The organism is Tistrella mobilis (assembly GCF_039634785.1).
Taxonomy (GTDB): Bacteria; Pseudomonadota; Alphaproteobacteria; order Tistrellales; family Tistrellaceae; genus Tistrella; species Tistrella mobilis.
This window is the reverse complement of the sequence record NZ_JBBIAB010000025.1, coordinates 14559-32991: the sequence shown is the minus strand read 5'-3', so window position 1 is coordinate 32991 and position 18433 is coordinate 14559. Positions and strand designations below refer to the sequence as shown.

The 18433-nt window shown below is 69.0% G+C and carries 15 protein-coding genes; 10 read left to right on the top strand and 5 right to left on the bottom strand.

The genetic code is table 11. The features are described from left to right. Positions 1 to 14: 14 nt before the first annotated feature. Entirely contained in the window at positions 15 to 1055 is a 1041-nt protein-coding gene (locus WI697_RS23825) for an ABC transporter substrate-binding protein (protein ID WP_345960174.1), read from the bottom strand. Between the two features lie 435 nt (positions 1056 to 1490). Between WI697_RS23825 and WI697_RS23820 the strand changes: the two genes are divergently transcribed. Together WI697_RS23820 and WI697_RS23815 are read left to right on the top strand one after the other, a co-directional pair. After that, complete coding sequence (locus WI697_RS23820) at positions 1491 to 2102, top strand: HD domain-containing protein (protein ID WP_062764321.1); 612 nt, start codon at positions 1491 to 1493, stop codon at positions 2100 to 2102. Positions 2103 to 2240: 138 nt separating this feature from the next. Continuing rightward, complete coding sequence (locus WI697_RS23815) at positions 2241 to 2930, top strand: GntR family transcriptional regulator (RefSeq protein ID WP_062764319.1); 690 nt, start codon at positions 2241 to 2243, stop codon at positions 2928 to 2930. A gap of 34 nt (positions 2931 to 2964) precedes the next feature. Here the strand turns inward: WI697_RS23815 and WI697_RS23810 are convergent, their stop codons facing one another. Then, entirely contained in the window at positions 2965 to 3378 is a 414-nt protein-coding gene (locus WI697_RS23810; RefSeq protein WP_345960173.1) for a hypothetical protein, read from the bottom strand. 196 nt (positions 3379 to 3574) lie between these two features. On the opposite strand from WI697_RS23810, the gene WI697_RS23805 reads away from it, so the two are divergent. Both WI697_RS23805 and WI697_RS23800 read left to right on the top strand, forming a co-directional pair. Further along, the gene (locus WI697_RS23805; RefSeq protein WP_345960172.1) at positions 3575 to 8308 is read left to right on the top strand and encodes a response regulator; all 4734 of its coding nucleotides are present in this window, start codon (positions 3575 to 3577) and stop codon (positions 8306 to 8308) included. Then, positions 8305 to 9408 (top strand): response regulator, encoded by a 1104-nt coding sequence (locus tag WI697_RS23800; RefSeq protein ID WP_345960171.1) that lies wholly within the window; start codon positions 8305 to 8307, stop codon positions 9406 to 9408. The genes WI697_RS23805 and WI697_RS23800 overlap by 4 nt, the downstream gene beginning before the upstream one ends. Positions 9409 to 9423: 15 nt before the next feature. Here the strand turns inward: WI697_RS23800 and WI697_RS23795 are convergent, their stop codons facing one another. Then, complete coding sequence (locus WI697_RS23795) at positions 9424 to 10620, bottom strand: MFS transporter (protein ID WP_345960170.1); 1197 nt, start codon at positions 10618 to 10620, stop codon at positions 9424 to 9426. A gap of 95 nt (positions 10621 to 10715) precedes the next feature. On the opposite strand from WI697_RS23795, the gene WI697_RS23790 reads away from it, so the two are divergent. Beyond that, complete coding sequence (locus WI697_RS23790) at positions 10716 to 11597, top strand: LysR family transcriptional regulator (protein WP_345960169.1); 882 nt, start codon at positions 10716 to 10718, stop codon at positions 11595 to 11597. Positions 11598 to 11600: 3 nt separating this feature from the next. On the opposite strand, the gene WI697_RS23785 is transcribed toward WI697_RS23790, so the two are convergent. Beyond that, positions 11601 to 13316: a SulP family inorganic anion transporter gene (locus tag WI697_RS23785; RefSeq protein ID WP_345960168.1), complete on the bottom strand. Its 1716-nt coding sequence runs from the start codon at positions 13314 to 13316 to the stop codon at positions 11601 to 11603. A gap of 79 nt (positions 13317 to 13395) precedes the next feature. Next, positions 13396 to 13656 carry a helix-turn-helix domain-containing protein gene (locus WI697_RS23780; protein WP_014752794.1) on the bottom strand — a complete coding sequence of 87 codons (261 nt, stop codon included), beginning with the start codon at positions 13654 to 13656 and terminating at the stop codon, positions 13396 to 13398. Positions 13657 to 13879: 223 nt separating this feature from the next. Here WI697_RS23780 and WI697_RS23775 point away from each other — a divergent pair, with 223 nt between their 5' ends. The 5 genes from WI697_RS23775 (at position 13880) to WI697_RS23755 (ending at position 18432) form a co-directional block, all read left to right on the top strand. Then, complete coding sequence (locus WI697_RS23775) at positions 13880 to 14341, top strand: nuclear transport factor 2 family protein (protein WP_345960167.1); 462 nt, start codon at positions 13880 to 13882, stop codon at positions 14339 to 14341. Between the two features lie 22 nt (positions 14342 to 14363). Beyond that, positions 14364 to 14957, top strand: coding sequence for a TetR/AcrR family transcriptional regulator (locus tag WI697_RS23770; protein ID WP_345960166.1), 594 nt, complete (start codon positions 14364 to 14366; stop codon positions 14955 to 14957). Between the two features lie 85 nt (positions 14958 to 15042). Beyond that, a complete protein-coding gene (locus WI697_RS23765; RefSeq protein ID WP_345960165.1) occupies positions 15043 to 16950 on the top strand; it encodes an ABC transporter ATP-binding protein in 1908 nt (635 codons plus the stop codon). 38 nt (positions 16951 to 16988) lie between these two features. After that, on the top strand, positions 16989 to 17702 hold the full coding sequence (locus tag WI697_RS23760) for a hypothetical protein (protein WP_345960164.1): 714 nt from the start codon (positions 16989 to 16991) through the stop codon (positions 17700 to 17702). Positions 17703 to 17793: 91 nt separating this feature from the next. Next, positions 17794 to 18432: a hypothetical protein gene (locus WI697_RS23755; protein WP_345960163.1), complete on the top strand. Its 639-nt coding sequence runs from the start codon at positions 17794 to 17796 to the stop codon at positions 18430 to 18432. Position 18433: the final 1 nt, after the last annotated feature.

Below are 18433 nucleotides of genomic sequence, written 5' to 3'. Positions count from 1 at the left end.
CCGCCTTTCCGCTCTCAGAGCTTCTTGTCTTCGGCCGGGACCTTGTCCCAGAAGGAGGGGTCGAACGCGGCCTTCAGATCGACCGGAGCCTTCATCACGCCGTTGGCGAGCAGGATGTCGTGCTGCTTCTGCAGGCTGTCGAAATCGATCGCGAGCAGGCCGTCGCTGGCGCCCTTGCCATAGACCATCACGTCCTGGATGGCCTCGATCATCGCTTCCTGATGCTTGCGATCCATGCCGGGATCGGCCTTCATCATGATGTCGATCGCCTCGGCCTTGTGCTCCAGCGCATACTTCCAGCCCTTGAGCGTGGCGGTGAGGAAGCCCTGCACCAGCGCCGGCTTGTCCTTGACGGTGTCGGTGGTGGTGACCAGCGTGTCGCGCTGCACGGTGATGCCGAAATCATCGGGCTGGAACAGCACCAGATCGGTCAGGCCGCGCGACTTCAGCGTGTTCAGCTCGTTGTAGAGCGTCGCGGTCGCGACATCGACCTCGCCGTCGATGAACGGGTTCAGCGACACGGACTGCGGCATCAGGGTGAAATCGCCCTCGCCGACGCCGCCGGTGGCGAGCATCGCCTTCAGCGTGTATTGCGCGCCGGTATACCAGGTGGAGACCTTCTTCCCCTTGAAGTCGGCGAGCGTCTTGATGCCGCTGTCGGGCTTGGTGACGAAGGCATAGGGCGTCTTCTGATGCGAAACGCCGATCGCGACCAGGGGCATGCCCTTGTCCACCGCCGCCAGATGGCTTTCCACGCCGCCCGTCAGGCCGAAGGTGTCGGCGCCCGAGGCGACCAGCGCCTCGGCATTCAGGTTGGGGCCGCCCGGATTGATGGTCAGGTCGATGCCTTCGGCTTCGTAGAAGCCCTTGGCCTTCGCGACGTAGAAGCCGGCGAACTGCGCCTGGGGCAGCCATTTCAGCCGGAGCGAGGCCTTCTCTGCCGCCCGGGCATCCTGGGCGCCGCCAAGGGTCGCGGCCGCCAGCAGCGGTGCCGCAAGCGCAAGGGCGACGGCGGCCCGGCGGGCGCCTTTCGCGAAGAGGGGTGCGAAAGCCATGTCGTCTGGTCTCCTCGATCGTCGGGGGCCGTTGAAGGCGTGGCGGCGGTGATGTCGACCATGGGCCTGCGGTCCGGGTTGCGGAACCTGTCTGCATGCCATGTCATGCGGGTGCTGCCTCTGCGGCACCCTGCCGGAGCGTTGCAACGGCCGTGCCAGACGCGGCGAACCATGACGGTGGCGTGACGGTCCTGCCGGCAATCGGCGGCAGACTGCGCTGTCGACGGGGCTTTTACGAATGCGTATCCCGGCATTCTTGTATGCAAGAACGCCGAATATCGCATAAAAAATGGCCATATGACGCCATATCAGCCTGTAATTTAGGCAATGATGCACATGTGCTCAGGAAAAAGGCAGGAAGATGCCGGCCGTATCTGGACAGACGGTGCGCTTCCCGATACAAAAAGTTCAGATCTGCATGCAGGAGATGGCGACATGGTCGACGTACCGCCCGCCGCCGGCAGCCCGGCGCTGCCCTTCACGCCCGACGAGCGGGCGGATTATCGCAGCATCCGCGACAGTCAGGCCCGGGATTACGAGATCCAGGAGCGCCACATGGCGCGGCATCGCCAGGCCACGCCGGATCTGTATCTGCGGCTGCTGGCCGGGCTGGCCACCCCGCATCTGGGCTTCCCGATCGACCGGCTCGACCATTCCCTGCAAACGGCCACCCGCGCCCTGCGCGACGGCCGGGACGAGCTTTATGTCTTCGCGGCCCTGTTCCACGATGTCGGCGATGCCGTTGCACCCGCCAATCATCCCGAGGCCGGGGCGGCGATGCTGCGCCCCTATGTCACCGACGATCTCTACTGGATGGTCCGCCATCACGGCAGCTTCCAGGGCTATTACTACTGGCACTTCCTGGGCCGCGACCGCGATGCGCGCGAGAAATACCGGGGTCATCGCCTGTTCGGCTTCACCGCCGAATTCTGCGAACTCTATGATCAGGCGGCCTTCGATCGCGACTACCGGTCCCTGACCCTGGCGGATTTCGAACCGCTGGTGCGTCAGGTGATGTCGCGGCCGCGGAATTTCGTCCCCGACTGATGCAGAAGATAGCTGCACGCATGCTCATCCGGCAGTTCTGCGTGCACGGCGACGATAAAACCGGTATTGTCCGCGGGGCGGTAGCGCTCCGCCGTCTCCCCCGAGCGGATCCGCACGCGCTCCGAAGAAGATGGTGTCATGAAGATCAAGACGGTGCCCGTGGTGACCGAAACCCGTGCCGAAAGCCTGCGCCGCAGCCTGGAACAGCAGATCGTCCGTGGCGAGCTGCGCCCCGGCGACCGGCTGGACGAGGTGGAACTGGCCGAGCGCTTCAACGTGTCGCGGACCCCGGTGCGCGAGGCCCTGCATGCGCTAGCCGCCGCCGGGCTGATCGAGATGCGTTCCCGCCAGGGGGCGACGGTGTCCACCGTGTCGATTTCGATGCTGCTGGAGATGTTCCAGATCATGGCCGAGCTGGAAGGCCTCTGCGCCAGCTTTGCCGCGCGCCGCGCCAATGCCGCCCAGCGCCGCAACCTTCAGGCCATCCACGAGCGCCTGGTCCGGGTGATCCAGGACGACGAGCCCGAGGCCTTCTACGAGGTCAACCGGGAATTCCACGAGGCGATCTACGATGCCTCGAATTCCGAATTCATCGCCGAGCAGACGCTGGCGCTGCGCAACCGCGTGTCGCCCTATCGCCGCTACGTCACCTTCCTGCCCGGCCGGATGACCGCAACGCTGGACGAGCACGAGCGGGTGCTGAACGCGATTCTGACCGCCGATTCCGCAGGTGCCCAGGCGGCGATGCGCGATCACGTCACCCTGCTGGGCGACAATCTGACCGACTTCATCGCCGCCATCCCGCCCAGCGTGCTCAAGACGGCCTGAGCGGGTCCCGCAAGGCGCGCGCGCCCGCCCGCGGCTATTTCAGACCCACATGCCGTTCGGCCGGGGCGCGGGCGGTCCGGAACTCGTAGCTGATCTCGTCGCCCTCAATCCCGAGCACACGGACCTCGGCCATCTCTCCCAGCTGGCGTTCGCACCAGCTGCCGGGCGATGCGCGCCGCGCGGCGAAGCTCTGCGCGCCCTCCCGCCTGCCGGCGGCTTCGAAATCGATGATGCAGTTACGCGGTGCGCCGAAGGCCAGGCGCAGCCGGCGGTCCGGGCCCTGCGCCCCGTCGAGCGTCAGCATCACCGCCTGCGGCTGACCATTGATGGTAAAGATCGAGCGGTAGCGGGCGGCGGCGTCTTCCGCCTGCGCCGGCATGGCTGCAAGACCCATGAGCAGGGCCGGCATGGCGAGCATGGGCAGGATATGTCGTCCGGGGAGTGGCATGGCCGGGGCTTTCGGTTTGTGGCGATGATCGCCGTGTGCCGATGATTGTCGCATCATAGATGCAATTTTCAACACAGGCGCGCTGATCCGCCCTGAGGTTGGTGCACACAGACGCCGGTCGCCCTCCGAATTCGCTTTTCATCCCCCCGTACCGGTCACATGATGGCCAATGTGTAGTGACCTGCGGAGCATCGGCGTGTCCGTCCGGGGCGTCATCCTGAGCCTGGTGGTCGTGCTGCTCTGCATCGTCGGGCGGCAGGGACAGGCTGTTGACGCAAATGCGGGCGCGGCCGGGCCGGTTCTGGATCCGGCGCAGCAGGCCTGGCTTGCCGCTTACGGTCCGGTCACCTTTGGGGTGGTGGAGGCCGGCTGGCCACCCTATGACAGCGTCACCGCAGACGGCAGCTGGGAGGGGATGAGCGCCGATTACGTGGCCGCCATCGCCCGCGCGGTGGGCGCCCGGATCCGCGAGGTCCGCTTTCCCGACTGGAACGCCGCCATCACTGCCCTGAGCGCCGGGCAGATCGATGCCCTGGCCAGCATGAACCGCACGCCGGCGCGTGAAGCGGCGATGAGCTTCACCACCGCCTATGTCACCAGCCGGGCGGTGATCGTCTCTCCGCGCGACCGCCTGCCGCCGACATCCCTGGACGACCTGGCGGGCGAGACCGTCGCCATGGAACGCGGCTATGCCACCACCGAGCATCTCGCCGCCGGCTATCCCGCCATCCGGCTCGCCCTGGTCGCCGATACCGCCGCGGCGCTCGACATGGTCGCCTCGGGCCAGGCCGCCGCCTATGTCGGCGAAATGGCGGCCGCGAGCTGGATCATCCGCCACCGCCGGCTGGACGGGCTGCAGATCGGCGCCGTGACCGATCTCAACACCGGCGCGCTGTCCATCGCCGTCACCCGCAACCTGCCGCCGCTGACCGGAATTCTGTCGGCCGGCATCCGCGCATTGACACCCGAACAGCACCGCGAGATCCGCGGCCGGTGGCTGTCTTCGGTCGCCGTCGGCATGCTGGATGTGGCGCGGCCGCGCCTGGATGATCGTCAGTCCGACTGGATCGCCCGCCACCGGGTGCTGACGGTCGCGGCCACCCGCGGGACCGCACCGCTCGGCTTCATCGACCGCAATGGCCACCATGCCGGCATCGCCGCCGATGTGCTCGACCACATCGCCACCGCCGCCGGTTTCACCATCGATCTGGTGCCGGCCGACAGCCCGGCCGAGGCGCGTCGTCTGCTGTATGAAGGCCGGGTCGATGCGGTGGCGAGCCTCGGCCATCTGCGCGAGGTGGAAGACGGCATCGTCTTTCCGGTCGCCCATGCCCGCACCCCCTGGGTGCTGGTCGACCGGATCGACACCAAGCCGATCCAGGCGGCGGGTGACCTGTTCGGGCGGCGGGTCGCGGTGGTCGACGGCAGTGCGGTCGCGGCGGCGGTGAAAGGTATCGCACCGGGGCTGGTCGTCACCCGATGGCCGACGGCCGAGGCGGCGCTCAAGGCCGTGGCCGGCGGTGCCGCCGATGTGGCCGCGGCAGAGCTTGCGGTGGCCAGCTGGGAGATCCGCCGGCTGGGCCTGGGCAATCTGAAACTGACCGGTCTGCCGGGCGGCAATGATGTCGTCTTCGGCCTGGCGGTCCTGGCCGACAGCCACATGCTGGCCGGTATCCTGCGGGTGGCGGGTGCCGATCTCGACACCGGCACGCTCAACGCCATCACCGCCCGCTGGCAGGAGGGGCGGTTCGAACAGCGGCTGGATCTGTCGGTCGTGCTGCCCTGGATTCTGCCGCCCGCGGCCGCGATCCTGGCGGCGCTCGCGATCTTCGGCATCTGGAACCGGCGCCTGAAGGCAGAGGTCGCCGAGCGGGCGCGCGCGGAAGAGGAGAGTGCCGAGGCCACGGCGCGGCTGCGGATGATCCTGGATCTGCTGCCCGGCGCCGTCTATCTGATCGGGCCCGACGGCCGGCTGCGCTTCGTGAACCCCGGCTTCGCCAGCCTGTTCGGTGTGCCGGCAGACCTCGCCCGGCCCGGCATGGCGATGATGGACGTCGTCCGCCGCTTCGCAACCGAAGGCGTCTACGGGCCGACCGACGATCCGGAGGCCGTCGCGCGCCGGCGCTGGGATGCCTTTCTGGGCGCCCCCAGCACCGGCACGCTGGCCACTTTCCTCACCCTGCCCGACGGGCGTTCGGTCAATGTGGTGCGCTCCCCCTCCACCGCCGACGGGGTGCTGTGTGTCGCAACCGACGTCACCGACCGGGTGCGCGCGGAACGGGCGCTGGAGGCGAGCGAGGCGACGCTCCGTGGCATCATCGCCTCGGCCTTCGATGCCATCGTCATGATCGATTCTCACGAGCATGTTCTGTTGTGGAACCCGGCGGCGGAGCAGCTCTTCGGCTATGCCGCGGCCGATGCGGTGGGGCGCAATGTCCACGACCTGATCACGCCCGACCGCCACCGGGCGGCGCTGAGGGCGGGGGCAGCCCACGCCATGGCCGATTCCGGCGACACCCCCTGGACGCGCACCCGCGAGATCGAGGCGCGGCGCGCCGACGGCACCGAACTGCCGGTGGAGTTCAGCCTGTCCGCCTTCCGCCTGCACGGCGCCTGGCATGGCGTGGTCTTCGTGCGCGACATCACCCCCCGCCGCCGGGCGGCCGGCGAACTGGCCCGCGCCCGCGATCTGGCCGAGCAGGCCAGCCGGTTGAAGAGCGACTTCCTGGCCAATATGAGCCATGAAATCCGCACGCCGATGAATGCCGTGATCGGCATGACCCATCTGGCGCTCAAGACCGATCTCACCCCCCGCCAGCGCGACTATCTGCAGAAGATCCAGGGGGCGGCCGACGGGCTGCTCGGCATCATCAACGACATCCTCGACTTCTCGAAGATCGAGAACGGCCGGCTGGAGCTGGAGGCGGTGGATTTCCGCCTCGACGACGTGCTCGGCAATCTTGCGACCGTGATCGGCCATCGCGCGGAAGAGAAGCGGCTGGAATTCATCTTCGACGTCGCCCCCGACGTGCCCGGCACGCTGCTGGGCGATCCGCTCCGTCTGGGCCAGGTGCTGATCAATCTGGCCGGCAATGCGGTCAAGTTCACCGAGACCGGCGAGGTGGTGGTCTCGGTCCGGCTGGTGACCTCCGATGCCGATGGCCACCGGCTGCGCTTCGCGGTGCGCGACACCGGCATCGGCATGACGCCTGATCAGATGTCGCATCTGTTCGAGCCCTTCACCCAGGCCGACGGCTCCATCACCCGGCGCTATGGCGGCACCGGGCTCGGCCTCAGCATCAGCCGCCGCCTGGTCCGGATGATGGATGGCGAGGTGACGGTTGAGAGCACGCCCGGTGTCGGCAGTGTCTTCACCTTCGATGCCGCCTTCGGCCGCAGCCGTGCCCGCTGGTCGCGGATCACGGCACGGCCGGATCTGCGCGGCCTGCATGTGCTGGTGATCGACGACAACCCGCTCGCCCGCCAGGTCTTGACCGGCATGCTGGAGGGCATGGCTTTCCGGGTGGTGGCCGTGTCCTCGGGGGAGGCGGGGCTGGAAGCGCTCGCCCGCGGCCGCGAGGTGGAGGATCCCTATGGCCTGGTCCTGCTCGACTGGCGGCTGGGGGCCGGGCTCGACGGGCTCGCCACCGCCGGGCTGATCGGCCAGGCGGCGGCCGAAGCGGGCGCGCCGGTGCCGCCGATCGTGATGATCACCGCCTTCGGGCGCGACGATCTGCGCCAGTCGGCCGAGGCGGCGGGCATCCGGGCGGTGCTGGGCAAGCCCTTCAACGCCTCTACCCTGTTCGACACCATCATGCATGTCTTCGACGACGGCGGCGGCGACGATCTCCGCGCGACCACCGCCCAGCTTCTGCCCGATCTCAGGGGCGGGCGGGTGCTGCTGGTAGAGGACAACGCCCTCAACCAGCAGGTGGCGCTGGAGCTGCTGGAGGCCGCAGGGCTGGTTGTCGATGTCGAAACCGACGGCCGGGCGGCGCTGGACCGGCTGGTGGCGGGGCCGCGGCCGCCGGTGCACGATCTGGTGCTGATGGACCTGCAGATGCCGGTGATGGACGGCTACGAGGCGACGCGGGCGATCCGGGCGACCCCCGGCCTGGCGGATCTGCCGATCGTGGCGATGACCGCCCATGCCCTGGCCGAGGAACGCCAGCGCTGCCTGGAGGCGGGTATGAACGACTGCGTCACCAAGCCGGTCGATCCGGAGCGGCTGATGGCGGTGGTGGCGGGTTTCGTCCGCCCCGGCGGCGATCTGGCGGGCCTGCTGCCGGTCCTGCCGGCGCCGCGCGATCTGGCGGCCCTGCCGCCGCTTGCCGGCATCGAGGTAGAGGCGGCCCTGCGTCGCCTGGCCGGGAATGCCCGGCTCTATCGTGACCTGCTGCTGCGCCTGCTGGCCGATCATGCCGATGCCGCGGGCCGGATCCGCACCGCCCTCGGGTCCGGCGATGCGGCAGAGGCGCGGATGATCGCTCATGCGCTCGCCGGTGTCGCCGCCAATCTGGGCGTCACGACCCTTGCCGACGCCGCACGCCGCATGGAAGCGGCGCTCACCACGCCGGGGGATGATCCCGAGGCGGCGGTCGCGGCGCTTGAATCGGCCTTCGATGCCGCAGCCGAAGTCATCCGGCCCCTGGCGGGGCTGGAGGATGCTGAGCCGGACCCGCCGCCACCGGCCGATGCCGCCGCCGTCGCCCGGGCGCATGATGCGCTTGCACGGTTGGCCGCCCTGCTGCGCGACAGCGACGGCGCCGCCGCCGACCTGTTCGAGGCCGAGCGCGGCACGCTTGCCGCAATCCTGCCCCCGGCCATGCTGGCGGCACTGGGCGGGCGGATCGATGCCTTCGATTTCGACGGGGCCAGCACCCTGATCGAGGAAACCCTGATCACTGGCACCCTGGAGGCGGACGAATGACCGACCGCAAGACCATTCTGCTGGTGGACGACACGCCGTCCAATCTCACCATCATCAATGCGGTGCTGAAGGACGACTACCGCACCCGCATCGCGACCGGCGGCGCCAAGGCGCTGGAGATCGCCGCCGGGGCCGAGGGCCGGCCCGATCTGGTGCTGATGGACGTGATGATGCCGGGCATGGACGGCTACGAGGTCTGCCGGCGGCTGAAGGCCGATCCGGCCACCGCCGACATTCCGGTCATCTTCCTGACCGCACTCCACGACGAGCGCGACGAGCGCGCGGGCTTCGCGGCCGGCGGCGTCGACTTCATCACCAAGCCCTTCTCGCCCGAGATCGTGCGCGCCCGGGTGCGCACCCATCTGGCGCTCAGGGAAGCCAATGCCCGGCTTGCGCGCCAGAATGCCGAGCTGGAGCGGCGGGTGGACGAGCGCACCCGCGAACTGGCCCTGGTCCGCGACCTGACCATCTTCTCGCTCGCCTCGCTGGCCGAAACCCGCGACAACGAGACCGGCAACCATATCCGCCGCACCCAGACCTATGTCCGCGAACTGGCGCTGGCCCTCAGGGATCATCCCCGCTTTCGCGCGGACCTCGACGATGCCACCATCGACCTGCTCTACAAATCCGCCCCGCTGCACGATATCGGCAAGGTCGGCGTGCCCGACGCCATCCTGCTCAAGCCCGGCCGGCTGACGCCCGAGGAATTCGAGGTGATGAAGCAGCATGCCGAATTCGGCCGCGCCGCCATCGCCGCCGCCGAGGCCCGGATCGGCTCGGGCAATGGCAATTCCTTCCTGCGCTACGCCCGCGAGATCGCCCATACCCATCACGAAAAATGGGACGGCAGCGGCTACCCCCGCGGCCTGGCCGGCGATGCCATCCCGCTCTCGGGCCGGCTGATGGCGGTGGCCGATGTCTATGACGCGCTGATCTGCCGGCGGATCTACAAGCCCGCCTATTCCCACGACACCGCGGTCGACATCATCACCCAGGGCCGCGGCACCCATTTCGACCCCGACATCGTCGACGCCTTCCTGACCCTCGCCGACCGCTTCCGCGAAATCGCGGCGGAGTTTGCCGATCCGGACGAGGCGTGACGCCCATATCGGGCGTCAGCGCCGGCGGCGCAGCCGCATCACACTCGCCACCGCCGCAAACCCCGCGCCCAGAATGGTGACCGCCGTCCACCCGCCCGCCTGCCAGGCCGCTGTGGCCGTGGCGGAGCCGGTGGCGCCGCCCAGGAACATGGCGCCCATGAACAGGGTGTTGATCCGGGCGCGGGCCTCGGGGGCGAGGGCGAAGATGACGTGCTGGTTGGAGACCAGGGCCGCCTGGACGGCGAAGTCGAGCAGGACGACGCCGATGATCATGCCGGCGAGGCTGGTCCAGGCGCCGAAGATGGCCCAGGCGGCGAGGGTGCCGAGGGCGCCGGCCAGGATCACCCGGTCGGGGCCGCGGCGGTCGGCGATGCGGCCGGCGAGGGGCGCGGCCAGCACGCCGGCCATGCCGACCAGGCCGAAGGCGCCGGCGGCATCCGCCCCCAGGCCGAAGCGCGGATCCTGCAACCGGAAGGCGAGCACTGTCCAGAACACCGAGAAGGCGGCGAAGAGCAGCGCCTGGGTCACCGCCGCCCGGCGCAGCGCGCCATGCGCCCGCCAGAGCCCGGCGAGAGAGCGGAGCGACGCAGCCCAGGTCAGGCCCCCGGCCGGCCGGGCCGGGGCATGGGGCAGGCGCCAGGCGAGCAGGGCCGCGGTGCCGAGCGCCAGCGGCACGCCCAGCCAGAACATCTCGCGCCAGCCGGCATGGCTGCCGACGAATCCGGCCAGCGTGCGGCTGAGCAGGATGCCGGCAAGCAGCCCCGACATCACCGTGCCGACCACCGCCCCCCGGCGTGCGGGCGCCGCCAGATGGGCGGCGAAGGGCACGATCTGCTGGGCGACGGTGGCGGCAAGGCCGATCGCGAACGACGCCGCCACCAGCAGCAGCGCATCGGGCGCCAGCGCCGCCCCGACCAGGGCCAGGGCGAGGGCCAGGAACTGCAGGGTGATCAGCCGCCGCCGCTCTACCAGATCGCCCAGCGGCACCAGCAGGAACAGCCCTGCGGCATAGCCCAGCTGGGTGGCGGTGGGCACCAGCGCGGTGGCGGTGCCGCTGAGGTCCTGCCCGATCAACCCCAGCAATGGCTGGTTGTAATAGATATTGGCGGCAGCAATCCCGGTTGCGGCTGCCATGGTGAAGCTCAGGCCCCGGCCGATCCCGGTGGCCGGGGCGGCCTGGCCGGCCGTGCCGGCTGCGGTTCCTGCGGTCATGATCGCCTCGCATCTTGTTGGCCCCGCTAATCTGGCCTACCCTCAAGATCCGCGGTACCGGCCGCGATTGATCAGCCTGCCTATCGGAAAACGATATGATTGACCTGAACGACGTCGCGGTGCTGGTGGAGGCGGTGGCGGCCGGCAGCCTGGCGGGGGCGGCCCGCCGGCTGGGCATCGGCCCGATGGTCGCCTCGCGCCGGCTGGCGGCGCTGGAGGACGAACTCGGCGTGCGGCTGGTCCACCGCACCACCCGCGCCCTGTCCCTCACGCCCGAGGGCGAGGCCTTCTGGCCCTATGCCCAGACCCTGCTGGAAAACGCGACCGATGGCCGCGCCGCCGTGCGCCCGGCCGCGTCGGGGGCGGCGGGCCGGCTGCGCGTCACCAGTTCGGTGCCCTTTGCGCGCAAGGTGGTGGCGCCGATGATGGGCGGCTTCCTGCGCGACAATCCGGCGCTGGAGGTGGAGCTGGTGGCGAGCGATGCGGTCGTCGACATCGTGGCCCAGGGGCTGGATCTCGCGATCCGCATCGCGCCCCTGCGCGACAGCACCCTGATCGCGCGGCGGGTGGCGCCCAATCCGCGGCTGCTGGTGGCCTCGCCCGCCTATCTGGCCCTCCGCGGCACGCCGCGCCGGGTGGCGGAGCTTGCGGATCATGACTGCCTCACCACACCCGGCACCGGCCATTGGTCTTTTGCGGCGCCCGCCGGCACGCTCCGCCAGCGGGTGCGCGGCCGCTTCACCGCCACCTCGATCGATGCCCTGCAGGAGGCCTGCATCGACGGGCTGGGCCTTGCCATCATCGCCGGCTGGAACGCCCGTGAAGACGTCGCCGAGGGCCGTCTGCGGTTGGTGACGCTTGAAGACGGCGCGCCCGAACCCTGGACCATCTGGGCGATCCACCCCACCACCCGCTTCGTGCCGCCCAAGGTCCGCCTGTTCGTGGCGGCGCTGGAGGCGCATCTCGGCGCCCGCTGACCGCTATCCGGCGGTCAGCGCCTGCCGCGCCGCGGCAACCGCCGTGCCTGTATCGCCGCGGAAATGGACCGCCGGCGGGGTCAGCCCGTGGCGGTGGAGCATGTGGCGCACGGCCGGGCGGGCGGCGGCGATCCACAAGGTGGCGCCCTGGCGGTCGGCCTTGCGGCGGAAACCGTCGATGGTGGCGGCGCCGGTGGAATCGAGCAGGGGCACCGCGCTCATATCCAGCACATAGGCTTTGGGGGCCGCGGCGCCGACATTGTCGAGCGTGGCGCCGACGGTCGCTGCGGCGCCGAAGAAGAAGGCCCCCGAGATGCGCAGCACGGCCACTGCGCGCTCGTCGCCTTCGGCCGGCTGCCAGGCGGTGCGGCCGCCGGTTTCCGGGCGGTCGCTGTCGGCGCGGTCGGGTTCGATCAGCGGCACGCCGGTTTCCACCGCCACCGTGCCGGCCATGCGATGCAGGAAGATCAGCGCGCCCAGCGAGAAGCCGGCGACGATGCCGGCGGTCAGATCCTCGAACACCGTCAGCAGGAAGGTGACGGCCAGTACCGCGGCATCCCCGCGTGAGGCGCGGAGCAGGATGCCGATCGCGTGGCGCTCGATCATGTTCCACGACACCACCGCCAGCACGCCGGCCAGTGCTGCAAGCGGAATATAGGCCGCAAGCGGCGCCGCGATCACCATGAAGCCCAGCAGGAACAGGGCGTGCAGCATGCCCGAGACCGGGCCGCGTGCGCCCGAACGGACATTGGTGGCCGTGCGGGCGATGGTGCCGGTCACGCAGATGCCGCCGAACAGCGCCGAGGCGATGTTGGCCACACCCTGGGCGACCAGTTCGCAGTTCGACCGGTGGCGCCGGCCGGTCATGGCATCGGCCACCACCGCCGAGAGCAGGCTTTCGATCGAGCCCAGCAGCGCGAAAGAGAGGGCGGCCGGCAGCACGGCCATGACCTTCTCGACGGAGAGCGCCGGCAGGGCGGGGGCGGGCAGCATCGATGGGATGCCGCCGAACCGGCTGCCGATGGTCTCAACCGGCAGGCCGGCGAGGGCGGCGACCAGGGCGGTGCCGACCACCGCGATCAGCATGCCGGGCAGGCGCGGCGCGAAGCGCCTGGTGCCCTGGATGATCAGGATGGCGGCCAGGGCCAGTGCGATCGCCGCCGGGCCGGCGGTGCCCGCAGCATCGGCCAGCGCGCGGAGCTTGGGCAGGATGGCGGCGGGTTCGGGGCCCGCCAGATGCAGCCCCGCCAGATCCTTGATCTGGCTTGAGAAGATGATCACCGCAATGCCGGCGGTGAAGCCCACCGTCACCGGATAGGGGATGTATTTGATGAAGGTGCCGAGCCGGAGTGCCCCGATCGCAAGCAGGATCAACCCCGACAGCATCGTCGCCAGGATCAGCCCGTCGACGCCATGGGCGGCGACGGTGGACGCCACCAGCACGATGAAGGCGCCGGCCGGGCCGCCGATCTGGAAGCGGCTGCCACCCAGCGCCGAGACCAGGAAACCGCCGATGATCGCGGTATAAAGCCCGCGTTCGGGCCCCACACCCGAAGCGATGGCGATCGCCATCGACAGCGGCAGGGCGACGATCGCGACCGTCAGGCCGGCGATCGCATCGGCGCGCAGCGCGCCCAGGCCATAGCCTTCGCGCAGCACGGTGACGAGTTTGGGGGTGAAAAGCTCCGCCAGGCGCGGGCCCTGGGCTGAGGCGGCCATCCGTTCCGGATCCCTTTGCGTGATCGAGCCTTGCACGATCAGGACGTGCACGATCGGGGCCGGTGGCGGGGACAGGCGGTCAACGGCCGGGCGGTGCCTCTTTCAGGCGCACGCCGCGACCCTGGCCGAGGCTCTGCGCCCCGTCGCCGATCAATTCCACACCCGCCCGGTCGAAGGCCTCGATCACCTTGGTCAGGGTGTCGACGACCCCGCGCACCGTTCCCTCGCTCGCCTCCATCCGCTGGATGGTGGGGAGCGACACGCCGGCAAGCTCGGCCAGCTGACGCTGGTCGATGCCGAGCAGGGCGCGGGCTGCGCGCATCTGGGCCGCGGTGATCAAGGGGTCCTCCGGTCCGGACTGGCAATTCTCATGTTAATACCTTCAAAGGTGATGTCCAGAACATCAGTATCGGCGTTTGCAGCATCAGGGCTTGCATATGCTGCATGGCTCGGCTGCGCATCATAGCCGCTGCCCGGGGCTGCGTCAGGCTTGACTCGCGGCGTCATGTTTGTACTGTTCGATACAGATTTTATCAAACGGTACAGATCATCGGAGATCGCCCATGCGCCCGCCCATCCCACCCTTCACCGCCGAAACCGCCGCCCCGAAGGTGCGCGCCGCCGAAGACGGCTGGAACAGCCGCGACCCCGAGCGGGTGGCCGCCGCCTATACGCCCGACTGCCTGTGGCGTAATCGGGCAAGCTTCGTGCGCGGCCGCGCGGAGATCGTGGCCTTCCTGACCGCGAAATGGACCCGTGAGCACGACTACCGGCTGATCAAGGAACTCTGGGCCACGGCAGGGGATCGGATCGCGGTGCGCTTCGCCTATGAATGGCATGACGACAGCGGCAACTGGTTCCGCTCCTACGGCAACGAGAACTGGGAGTTCGACGCCGACGGGCTGATGAAGCGCCGGATCGCCAGCATCAACGATCTGCCGATCGCCGCGGCCGACCGCAAATTCCACTGGCCTCTGGGCCGGCGGCCGGATGATCATCCGGGCCTGAGCGATCTGGGTCTGTAGGAGAGAGGGGGAGCCCGACGCCATGGCACGGCTGGTGAGGGAACGCAGCGACATCATCCCGCTTCTGGGCGAGGTGTTCCGCGCCCATGGCTATGAGGGGGCCAGCCTGCAGGTGATCGGTGCCGCCACCGGGCTCGGCCGCGGCAGCCTGTACAATTTCTTCCCCGGCGGAAAGGAAGAGATGGCCGCGGCCGTGCTGGCCGATATCGACCGCTGGTTCCGGGACGAGATCTTCCGGACCCTAGAGACCGCCGCCGCCTCGGGCGATCGCCGGCGCGCCCGGGCGGCGATCGAGGAAACGGCGGCCGCGGTCGGGCGGTATTTCCGCGGCGGGCGGCGGATCTGCCTGGTCGGCGCCTTCGCGCTCGACGGTGTGCGCGACCGCTTCGCGGCGGCGGTCGCCGGCTATTTCGCGGCCTGGATCGATGCCCTGGCCGCGGCGCTGGGCGCGATGGGGCTTGCCCCGGCCACGGCGCGCGACCGGGCGGTCACGGCGGTCGCCGACATCCAGGGGGCCCTGGTTCTGGCCCGCGCGCTCGACGACCCCGGCCTGTTCGAAACCAGGCTCAGGGCGATCGTGACCAGCCTCACCGCAGACCCGACCGGGGTGGATTAGGCTCGGGGGCTCTGGTCGCGGCGCCCCTGCGGTCATATATGTGGGGGCTTGCCGTCGTCCCCCGCGTGAACAGGACCCGCCTCTGATGTCTCCGATCGATACCGGCCGCCTGAACGGCCGGTCCCCGGCCAGCCGGATCATGCGGTGGTTCGAGTCCCGGCTCGACCCCTATCCGCCGGCGGCACCCACCCAGCCGCCGCGCGGGCTGGTCGCCTTCTGCCGCCATTACACCCGGGGGGCGGAACCCTGGCTGATCGTGATGGCGCTGCTCTCAACCGCCATCGCGCTGGCCGAGGTGGCGCTGTTCTCGTTCATGGGCTCGCTGGTCGACCTGCTGCAGGCGAACACGCCCGAGGGGCTGTTCGCCGCCGAAGGCTGGAAGCTCGCCGGCATGGCGGTGCTGGTGCTGGTGGTGATGCCGGCGATCGCGCTCGGCAATTCGCTGATCATTCACCAGACCCTGCTCGGCAATTTCCCGATGCGCATCCGCTGGAGCCTGCACCGCTATCTGGTGCGCCAGTCGATGAGCTATTTCCAGGACGAGTTCGCCGGCCGGGTCGCCACCAAGCTGATGCAGACCTCGCTTGCGGTGCGCGAGACGGTGATCAAGCTGCTCGACATGGGCAATTACGTGCTGGTCTACATGACCGGCGCGCTGATCGTCGCCGCCTCGGCCGACTGGCGGCTGATGCTGCCCTTCCTTGCCTGGATCGTGCTCTATGCCGCTTTGCTGCGCTGGTTCATCCCGCGCATGCGCGCCGTCTCTCAGGCCCAGGCCGATGCCCGCTCCGAGATGACCGGGCGGATCGTCGACAGCTACACCAACATCGCCACCGTCAAGCTGTTCTCCCATGCCCGGCGCGAGGATGACTATGCCCGCGACGCCATGGAAAGCTTCCTCAAGACCGTGCATCTGCAGATGCGGATGTCGACCGTGGTTCAGGTCGGCAATCTCTGCCTGAACTATATGCTGATCGCCTCGGTGGCGGCGCTCGGCATCTGGCTCTGGACGGTGCAGGCGGTGAGCGTCGGCGAGATTGCGGTGGCGGTGTCGTTCACCCTGCGCCTGATGGGCATGTCGCAGTGGATCATGTGGGAAATGGCCGGGCTGTTCGAGAATATCGGCACCGTCCAGGACGGCATGGGCTCGATCTCGCTGCCCTATGAAGTGGCCGACCGCCCCGATGCGCGCGAGCTGGGGCCGGTGACGGGGGAAATCCGTTTCCAGCATGTCGGCTTCAACTATGGCGGCCGCCGGCCGGTGGTGCGCGATTTCGACCTGGCCGTGAAGCCGGGCGAGAAGATCGGGCTGATCGGCCGGTCGGGTGCCGGCAAGTCGACGGTGGTGAACCTGCTGCTGCGTTTCTACGATGTCGAACAGGGCCGGATCACCATCGACGGCACCGACATCGCCGGCGTCACCCAGGATTCGCTGCGCGCCGCGATCGGCGTGGTGACGCAGGATACCTCGCTGCTGCATCGCTCGGTGCGCGACAACATCGTCTATGGCCGCCCCGACGCGACCGATGACGAGATGATCCGCGCCGCCCGCCGGGCCGAGGCCGATGATTTCATCGCAACCCTGGTCGACAGCCATGGCCGCCGCGGCTATGACGCCCATGTGGGCGAGCGCGGGGTGAAGCTCTCGGGCGGCCAGCGCCAGCGGGTCGCCATCGCCCGCGCCATGCTCAAGGATGCGCCGATCCTGATCCTCGACGAGGCGACGGCGGCGCTCGATTCCGAGGTCGAGGCCGCGATCCAGGCCAATCTCGACCGGCTGATGGAGGGCAAGACCGTCATCGCCATCGCCCATCGCCTGTCGACCATCGCCGCCATGGACCGGCTGGTGGTGATGGATCAGGGCCGCATCGTCGAACAGGGCACCCATGATCAGCTGATCGCCGCCGGCGGCCTCTATGCCCGGCTCTGGCATCGCCAGTCGGGCGGGTTCATCCAGGCGGATGAGCCGGCCGACGTGCTGCAGGGGGCCTGAGCGGCTCCCGATCCTGCGATCCGGCAATGAGGACAGTCATGGCCCTGCTGCGCCGCCTCGCCGCCCTGGCTTTGCTGGCGGCGGCCGCGGTCGGGATCTTCCATGTCCTGACCGGGATCGGGGCAGGGACCGCCCGACCCGGTCTGGTGCTGATGACCGGCGTGCTCGCCATCGGCGTGCAGGTGGCGGCCCATCAGCTGGTCATCCATGGCCTGGCCCGCGGTGGCCGGCCGCGGGCCGCCGTCGCCGCCGCCTCGGCCCTTTTGGCGACCACGCTGCTCGCGGGCGGTGCCGGGGTGCTGGCCGATCTGGTGATCACCCACCGGCAGATGATGCTGGCCGGCACCGGCGGCGCCATGCTGACCGTGGCCGTGCTGCTGCTCTACACCGCATTCCTGATCCTCGCCAGCCATCGGACGGAGCGGGTGGGGCGGGGGTCTGCCGCCCTTGCCACCCTCCCGATCCTGGCCGCCCTCGTCGGGGCCGGCTGGCGCCTGGCCTCGGGCCCGGGCTTCGCCGCCATTCCCGCCATCCTGGCCGAGGGCACCGGTGCCGACCGCCTGGCGCTCGTCTGCACCGCCCTGATGGCGCTGGGGCTGGTGGCACAGGGGGCGCGCCAGCTGCTGAAGCGGCAGGTCACCCCCGATCTGCCGTCCGGACTGCCGGCACCCTCTTATCGCGATGGCGGGGTCTATGTGCCGGAGAGCGGCTGGGATGGCGGGGGCGATGGCGGGGATGGATCCGGTGACTGAAGAACACGCTGCGGCACAGCTTCCGTTGTTCGGCAGTTCCACCGGATCTCCATCTGGTCTAATATGTGACCAGGTCCCGAAGAGGTGTGGTATGCTCAACAGAACCGGTCGCGTTGTACTCTTCACCTTTGCAGCCGCCATGGCTATGTCTGCCCAGACGGCGGGTGCACAGAGCCTCAGCCCGGAACAATTGCGGGCCCTGGTGGACAAGCGCGTTTCCGCGCTCAATCCTTATCAGGAACTTCTCAATGATCCGGATCCTGCACGAAGTCTTGCTGCGATGCAGATCATGCTGGAAAGCGACGATCCGGAACTGACCCGGCTTGCGCTTGATTTCGGATTGCTGTCACCAAACCCGTCTGTCAAGCGAACGGCCCTGGAGAGCTTTCTCAAGACCCGCCCGATCTTCTCAATTCGTCTGGACGGCAGAGCGGTAAAGGACGACAGTTACACCGTTGTTATTCGTGACCGATGGAATGGAAACGTCACGCCGGAGAAGATCGGGTACTGGAGGATCGGTGTTGGCGAATATTCACCCGACAAACGTTGCTATGTGAACGCGAGTGCAGGAAATGAATGCTTCGTAACCGTCAATGCCGACGGTATTTTTCTGACGGCAAGTTATCTAAATGCCCGTGGCACAATCGGTGATGACGGTACCATCTCGGGGTCAGCCGCTTTGGGGGCTGTCGATGACCCGGTACCATTCACGATAAAGTTGCTCGAATGAG

Coding starts and splice junctions, on each gene's coding strand:
- WI697_RS23825 (WP_345960174.1), bottom strand. CDS start 1,055: ATGGCTTTCGCACCCCTCTTCGCGAAAGGCGCCCGCCGGGCCGCCGTC.
- WI697_RS23820 (WP_062764321.1), top strand. CDS start 1,491: ATGGTCGACGTACCGCCCGCCGCCGGCAGCCCGGCGCTGCCCTTCACG.
- WI697_RS23815 (WP_062764319.1), top strand. CDS start 2,241: ATGAAGATCAAGACGGTGCCCGTGGTGACCGAAACCCGTGCCGAAAGC.
- WI697_RS23810 (WP_345960173.1), bottom strand. CDS start 3,378: ATGCCACTCCCCGGACGACATATCCTGCCCATGCTCGCCATGCCGGCC.
- WI697_RS23800 (WP_345960171.1), top strand. CDS start 8,305: ATGACCGACCGCAAGACCATTCTGCTGGTGGACGACACGCCGTCCAAT.
- WI697_RS23795 (WP_345960170.1), bottom strand. CDS start 10,620: ATGACCGCAGGAACCGCAGCCGGCACGGCCGGCCAGGCCGCCCCGGCC.
- WI697_RS23790 (WP_345960169.1), top strand. CDS start 10,716: ATGATTGACCTGAACGACGTCGCGGTGCTGGTGGAGGCGGTGGCGGCC.
- WI697_RS23785 (WP_345960168.1), bottom strand. CDS start 13,316: ATGGCCGCCTCAGCCCAGGGCCCGCGCCTGGCGGAGCTTTTCACCCCC.
- WI697_RS23775 (WP_345960167.1), top strand. CDS start 13,880: ATGCGCCCGCCCATCCCACCCTTCACCGCCGAAACCGCCGCCCCGAAG.
- WI697_RS23770 (WP_345960166.1), top strand. CDS start 14,364: ATGGCACGGCTGGTGAGGGAACGCAGCGACATCATCCCGCTTCTGGGC.
- WI697_RS23765 (WP_345960165.1), top strand. CDS start 15,043: ATGTCTCCGATCGATACCGGCCGCCTGAACGGCCGGTCCCCGGCCAGC.
- WI697_RS23760 (WP_345960164.1), top strand. CDS start 16,989: ATGGCCCTGCTGCGCCGCCTCGCCGCCCTGGCTTTGCTGGCGGCGGCC.
- WI697_RS23755 (WP_345960163.1), top strand. CDS start 17,794: ATGCTCAACAGAACCGGTCGCGTTGTACTCTTCACCTTTGCAGCCGCC.